Origin of the sequence: Nocardioides sp. (assembly GCF_050699375.1) — a bacterium.
Classification (GTDB): domain Bacteria; phylum Actinomycetota; class Actinomycetes; order Propionibacteriales; family Nocardioidaceae; genus Nocardioides.
Map to the genome: position 1 here is coordinate 1 of NZ_JBOHDN010000345.1, position 7,036 is coordinate 7,036.

Below are 7,036 nucleotides of genomic sequence, written 5' to 3' on the forward strand. Positions count from 1 at the left end.
GACCGCACCGTCGTCTCCATCTTCGAGCGCTGGGGCTTCACCTGGGGCGGCAACTGGAAGTGGACCGATCCCATGCACTTCGAGATGAACCGCATCGTCAAACCGGGCTGATCCGGCGGCGAGGGCAGGTCTTCGTCGAGCTGGCGACGCAACTGACGCTCGTCGACCTGGTGATCGTCGGCGATCACATGGTGCGCAAGGGGCTCGTCGATCTGGAGACACTGAGGAAGTTCTGCGCGGACGCCTCCGGCCCCGGTGTCGCGCTCGCGCGGACCGCGGCAGGATACGTACGAACCGGGGTGGACTCTCCGATGGAGACCAGACTTCGGCTGCTGATCGTCCTGGCCGGACTTCCCGAGCCCGAGGTCAACCTGCTGGTGGGCGACGAGATCGAACGGAGAAAGTACGACCTCTCCTACCGTCGCTCGAAGACCATCCTGGAGTACGACGGCCGCCAGCACGTCGAGCGCATCGAGCAGTGGGAGGCCGATCTCGAGCGGCGCGAGGGGATCGACGATGACCGGTGGCGCATCCTGGTCTTCGTCGCCAAGGACATCTACAAGTCCAGCTCCGCCAGAACCCCGCACCTGCGGGGTTCTGGCGGCTGACCGTGCCCAAACCGGTGCAACTTCCCCACATGTGCGGGGTTGTTGCCAGGCCGCTTGGGTGGTCGCCTCTACGCTGGGGCACGTGACGATCCTTGATGACGCCCGCCCGGGCATGGACGACAACATCCGACCGCAGGACGACCTGTTCGGGTTCGTCAACGGCACCTGGCTCCGTGAGGTGGAGATTCCCTCCGACCGGTCGAGCTGGGGGCCGTTCGTGATGCTCGCCGATCAGGCCGAGCAGCAGGTGCGCGCGATCATCGAGGAGCTCGCCGACTCCGGTGGCGCGCCGGGCAGCGACGCCCAGCGGATCGGGGACCTCTTCGCGAGCTTCATGGACGAGGCCGGGGTGGCCGAGCGCGGCGTACGTCCTCTTGATGGCCTGAGGGCCGCCGTGGACGGGCTGCGCGACGCCGATGACCTGGCGGCCTTCCTGGGCGAGGTCGAGCGGATCGGCGGGCACGGGCTGTTCGGGTCCTACATCGACAACGACGACAAGGCCTCCGACCGCTACATCTTCAACCTGCTCCAGGGTGGGCTCGGGCTGCCCGACAAGGACTACTACTTCGACGAGAAGTTTGCGGAGGTGCTGGGGAAGTACGCCGACTACCTGACCCGCCTCTACGAGCTCGCCGAGCACCCCGACCCGCGTGCGGCCGCGGAGACCGTGATCCGGATCGACACCCGGCTGGCCGAGGGCCACTGGGCGCGCGAGGAGACCCGCGACAAGCAGAAGACCTACAACCTGCTGACCCTCGCCGAGCTGCGCGAGCTGGCCCCCAACTTCGACTGGGATGCGTACGTCCGCAACCTCTCCGGGTCCAAGCTGGCCACCGAGGCGGTACTCGGCGAGGTGGTCGTGCGGCAGCCGTCGTTCTTCTCCCACCTCTCGACCGTGCTCGGCGAGGTCGACATCGACGACTGGAAGCTGTGGCTCTACTTCCACGTGCTGCGCTGGGCGGCGCCCTACCTGACCGACGACTTCGTCGAGACCAACTTCGACTTCTACGGCCGCACCCTCAACGGAACCCCTGAGCTGCGGGAACGCTGGAAGCGCGGGGTCGCGATCGTCGAGGGCGCGATCGGTGAGGCGGTCGGCAAGGAGTACGCCGCGCGCCACTTCCCGCCCGAGGCGAAGGCGCGGATGGACGAGCTGGTCGCCAACCTCATCGCCGCCTACCGCAAGTCGATCTCCGAGCTCGACTGGATGAGCGAGGACACCAAGCAGAAGGCGTACGACAAGCTCGACAAGTTCACGCCGAAGATCGGCTACCCCTCGAAGTGGCGCGACTACTCCGAGCTGACCATCGCCAAGGACGACCTGATCGGCAACGTCTCGGCGGCCTCGATCTTCGAGACCGACCGGCAGCTCGGCAAGCTCGGTGGGCCCGTGGACCGCGAGGAGTGGTTCATGCTGCCGCAGACGGTCAACGCCTACTACAACCCCGGCACCAACGAGATCTGCTTCCCGGCCGGCATCCTGCAGCGCCCGTTCTTCGACAAGGACGCGCACCCGGCGGAGAACTACGGCGGCATCGGCGCGGTGATCGGCCACGAGGTCGGGCACGGCTTCGACGACCAGGGCGCTCAGTTCGACGGCGACGGCAACATGCAGGACTGGTGGTCGCCGGAGGACAAGGCGGCCTTCGAGGTGAAGACCAAGGCGCTGATCGCGCAGTATTCGGAGCTGTCTCCGCGCGACCTCCCCGGCGAGCTCGTCAACGGTGCCCTGACCGTGGGCGAGAACATCGGCGACCTGGGCGGCCTGACCATCGCGCACACCGCCTACCTGCTCGCGACCGATGGTGCCGCCGGCGTCGGCGACCGGCAGCGGCTCTTCCTCAACTGGGCCTATGTGTGGCGAACGGTGAGGCGCAAGGAGCAGGCGCAGCAGTTCCTGACGATCGACCCGCACAGCCCGCCCGAGTTCCGCGCCAACATCGCGCGAAACCTGGACGAGTTCCATGAGGTCTTCGGCACCGCGCCGGGTGACGGACTCTGGCTCGAACCCGAGAATCGGGTGCGGATCTGGTGACATACCCGGGGGTGCGTTTGGTTGCTCTTTGGTAACGGCGTAACGGAGTTACGCGGAATCACGGCTTCATAAACCTGCATTGCAGGAAATTGTTTCCTCGCTGGGCCGATTCGGATGGAAGGATCCCATCCAATCCTGGCCCCCATCTCGAGGAGAAACCCCCATGCGTAGATTCGTTCGAATGGCGGGGGCGACCACCGCCGCCGCCGTCGCCGGAACCGCCTTCATCACCGCCTTCGGGAACCCAGCCGGAGCAGCGTCGCCCGACACCTCGGCGACCAGCATCTCGCCGGTGTCCCTCTCCGCGCAGAAGGTCGTCGACGACAAGTCGATCGCGGAGAAGGCCATCAGCGCACTGACGAGCAAGCCGTCGACCTCGAAGGTCGGCGCCGGCCAGAAGCTCGACCCGGTGGTGACCCTGAAGGACGCCAACGGTGCGACGCACGTACGGATGAACCGGACCTACGAGGGCCTCGAGGTCGTCGGTGGCGACCTGGTCGCTCACCAGAACAAGGCCGGCACGCTGACCTCGGTCTCCCAGGGACTGACCAAGGCGCTCGACCTCTCGGTGAAGCCGACGGTCACCGACACCACGGCCGCCAAGGCCGCGCTGGTCGTGGACGCGGTCACCAAGACGATCACCGACCTGAAGGGTGACAAGCACAAGGCCCCCGAGCTCGTCGTCGACGCGACCGACGGCTCGCCGGCGCTGGCCTGGCGCGTCCACACGACCGGCGTCCAGGCCGACGGCACCCCCTCGCGTCTGTCGACCTACGTCGACGCCGCCACCGGCAAGGTGCTGCGTCGGGTCGAGGGCATCCACACGATCGACGGTGAGGGCAACACGCTCTACTCCGGGACCGTCCCGCTGCAGGTGACGCAGAACGGCTCGGCGTACGAGCTGCGCGACGAGACCCGTGGCGGCACCTACACGACCGACATGAACAACACCGAGGACACCGTGCTGTGCCAGATCCTCGGCATGGGCTGCCTCGCCGGCGACGTGGTCACCAGCCCGACCACGACCTTCGGCAACGGCTCCAACGAGGACCGGGCGACCGCGGCTGCCGACGCTCAGTACGGCACCAACGTCACCTGGGACTACTTCAAGAACGTCCACGGGCGCGACGGCATCTTCGGTGACGGCTCGGGCTCCTACAACCGGGTCCACTACGGCACCGACTACGTCAACGCCTTCTGGGACGGCGAGAAGATGACGTACGGCGATGGTGACGGTGTCGGCTACGGCCCGCTCGTCTCGCTCGACGTCGCCGGCCACGAGATGACGCACGGCGTCACCGAGAACACCTCGGGCCTGGAGTACGCCGGTGAGTCCGGTGGTCTCAACGAGTCGACCTCGGACATCTTCGGGACCTCGGTCGAGTTCTACGCCGACAACGCCGAGGACCAGGGCGACTACCTGATCGGCGAGGCGTTCATCCTCGACGGTGGCGACCCGCTGCGCCGGATGGACAACCCGTCCTTCGACGGCAACTCCGTCAACTGCTGGGACGCCTCGACCGGCGACCTGGACGTCCACTACTCCAGCGGCGTCGGCAACCACTTCTTCTACCTGCTCGGCGAGGGCTCGGGTGCGAAGACGATCGGTGGGACCGAGCACAACAGCACCACGTGCGACGGCTCGACGATCACCGGTATCGGTCGCGACAAGGCGGAGCAGATCTGGTTCCGTGCCAACTCGACCTACTTCACCTCGACCACCGACTACGCGGGTGCGCGCGACGCGACCGTGCAGGCGGCGTCGGACCTCTACGGTGCCTCCAGCCCGGAGGTAGCAGCCGTCGAGGCCGCGTGGACCGCGGTCGCGGTGGGCTGAGCATCCACGAATAGCAGCAGACCCGGCTCGACGGCGTCCTTACCTGCGGTGAGGGCGCCGTCGCCCGCATTTGGTAACTAAAGTACGAATTCGGGCGTGTGGTTATGCCGGTGCGGCAATTGGACGCATACTGGAGAAGCCGAGCCGGTTCTGCGGGTCCCCGTGGGGGAGGACCAACAGCACCGGCTCGGCGTTGATTTGTCGCTGGCATCTCGTGGTGGCAGTTGTGCTCGCGACTTGGTCTCGACCCGCTTCGCGGGTTCGCTTCGCTCACCCGGCTGCGCTCGCTCGACCTCCTCGCGTTACGTCATCGCTCGTTCCTCGCGGTGACGTAGGCTCGGATGTCGGCGCTCACTGGTAAACAGGGGCGCATGACGGATACCGCCACCGACGTACGCTCCCGGGCCGAAGCGCATCTGCGCGCCCTCGTCGGCCGCGATGATGCCACGCTGCGCGAGGACCAATGGTCGGCGATCTCGGCGCTGGCCGTCGATCGGCGCCGCGCTCTGGTGGTGCAGAAGACCGGGTGGGGGAAGTCGGCGGTCTACTTCGTGGCGACGCTGCTGCTGCGCGAGGCCGGGCTGGGGCCGACCGTGATCGTCTCGCCGCTGCTGGCGCTGATGCGCAACCAGATCGCGGCCGCTCGGCGTGCCGGCATCCGGGCGGTGACGATCAACTCGACCAACCCGGAGGACTGGGCCGCGATCGAGGAGTCCATCCACGCGGGTGAGATCGACGTCCTGCTGGTCTCCCCGGAGCGGCTCAACAACCCGAAGTTCCGCGATGCGGTGCTCCCGCGGCTGGCGGCGGAGTGCGGCCTGCTCGTCGTCGACGAGGCCCACTGCATCTCCGACTGGGGACACGACTTCCGGCCGGACTACCGCCGGATCCGTACGCTGCTGACCGATCTTCCCGCCGGGATTCCGGTGCTCGCGACCACCGCCACCGCGAACGAGCGAGTCACCTCGGATGTCGCGGAGCAGATGGGCGAGGGGGTTCTCGTCCTGCGCGGCTCGTTGGACCGAGAGTCGCTGCGGCTCGGTGTGGTCTCGTTGAAGACCCCCGAGCAGCGGCTCGCCTGGCTCTCCGACCACCTCTCCGAGCAACCCGGGTCGGGCATCGTCTACTGCCTCACCGTGGCCGCGACCGAGGAGATCGCCGACTATCTGCGCTCGCGCGGTCATGATGTGGCTGCCTACTCGGGGCGTACGGAGGCAGCGGAGCGCTCGGTCCTGGAGGAGTCGCTGGCGGCAGGGAAGGTCAAGGCGCTGGTGGCGACCTCGGCGCTCGGGATGGGCTTCGACGCGACGCTCGGGTTCGTGGTGAACATGGGGGCGCCGTCCTCGCCGGTCTCCTACTACCAGCAGGTCGGCCGCGCCGGCCGCGGCACCTCGGAGGCCTCCGTGGTGCTGCTCCCGGGCATCGAGGACCGCGACATCTGGGCCTACTTCGCCTCCTTGGCGTTCCCGCGCGAGGAGCAGGTGCGGCAGACTCTGGACGTGCTGGCCTCGGCCGGTCGGCCTTTGTCGACACAGGCACTGGAGACGTACGTCGACCTGTCCCGCTCGCGCCTGGAGCAGATGCTCAAGGTGCTCGATGTGGACGGAGCAGCGCGCCGGGTCGGCGGTGGCTGGGAGGCGACCGGTGTCCCGTGGGACTACGACGCGGAGCGGTATGAGCGGGTCGCCGAGGCGCGGCGCCGGGAGCAGGACGCGATGCTCACCTACCTCAGGACGACCGAGTGCCGGATGCGGTTCCTGCGTGAGCAGCTCGACGATCCTGGTGCCGTCGACTGTGGTCGGTGCGACAACTGCGGTGGCTTCTCGGTGACCTCGACGGTCTCCGAGGGCGCGGTCGAGGAAGCCTCGGCCAGGCTGTCACGGCCCGGGGTCGTCGTGGACCCGAAGAAGATGTGGCCCACCGGCCTCGACAGGCTCGGCATCGAGCTCAAGGGCAAGATCAAGGAAGGCCCGCTCGAGGGGCGCGCGATCGCGCGGCTGACCGATCTTGGCTACGGGCAAGCGCTGCGTGACCTCTTCCGCGAACCCGCCCAGGACGGCCCGGTGCCGGTGCCGCTGGTGAAGGCGGTGGTCGAGGTCCTGGGCGACTGGCGTCCCCGGATCGGCGGCATCGTCTTCGTCGAGTCGGCGACCCGGCCGACGCTGACCAGCGACTTCGCCGAGGGCCTCTCGCGCTACCTCCGCGTCCCCGTCCTCGGGTCGTGGGCGATCGTCGACCCCGGCGTCGACCCCGGCCAGGGCGCCTCCAACTCGGCCCAGCGCGTGGCCGTCGTCGGCCGCCGCTTCACCCTCCGCGCCGACATACCTCCCGGTGCCGACGTACTCCTGGTCGACGACCGCGTCGCCACAGGCTGGACCATCACCCTCGCCGCCCGAGCCCTCCTCGACGCCGGCGCCGCCACCGTCCACCCACTCGTCCTCGCCACCACCACCTGAATTCGCCTGCCGAGGCGTCAGTTCTGCAGGCCGAGAGGTCACGTGTGCAGGCCGAGGCGTCAGTTGTGCAGGCCGAGAGGTCACGTGTGCAGGCCGAGGC

At 68.1% G+C, this 7,036-nt stretch carries 5 protein-coding genes; all 5 read left to right on the top strand.

Annotated features, from left to right (window positions below; genetic code table 11):
* Window positions 1–111, top strand: a 111-nt coding sequence (locus ACRDPS_RS23285; RefSeq protein ID WP_431504051.1) for a M15 family metallopeptidase, incomplete at its 5' end; no start/stop codon positions are given.
* A 59-nt stretch (window positions 112–170) separates the two neighbouring features.
* Entirely contained in the window at window positions 171–608 is a 438-nt protein-coding gene (locus ACRDPS_RS23290) for a hypothetical protein (protein ID WP_431504047.1), read from the top strand.
* An 82-nt stretch (window positions 609–690) separates the two neighbouring features.
* Window positions 691–2,643 carry a M13 family metallopeptidase gene (locus tag ACRDPS_RS23295; protein ID WP_431504048.1) on the top strand — a complete coding sequence of 651 codons (1,953 nt, stop codon included), beginning with the start codon at window positions 691–693 and terminating at the stop codon, window positions 2,641–2,643.
* Window positions 2,644–2,824: 181 nt separating this feature from the next.
* Window positions 2,825–4,480 carry a M4 family metallopeptidase gene (locus ACRDPS_RS23300; RefSeq protein ID WP_431504049.1) on the top strand — a complete coding sequence of 552 codons (1,656 nt, stop codon included), beginning with the start codon at window positions 2,825–2,827 and terminating at the stop codon, window positions 4,478–4,480.
* A 371-nt stretch (window positions 4,481–4,851) separates the two neighbouring features.
* Window positions 4,852–6,936: a DEAD/DEAH box helicase gene (locus ACRDPS_RS23305; RefSeq protein WP_431504050.1), complete on the top strand. Its 2,085-nt coding sequence runs from the start codon at window positions 4,852–4,854 to the stop codon at window positions 6,934–6,936.
* The last annotated feature ends 100 nt before the right edge of the window (window positions 6,937–7,036 follow it).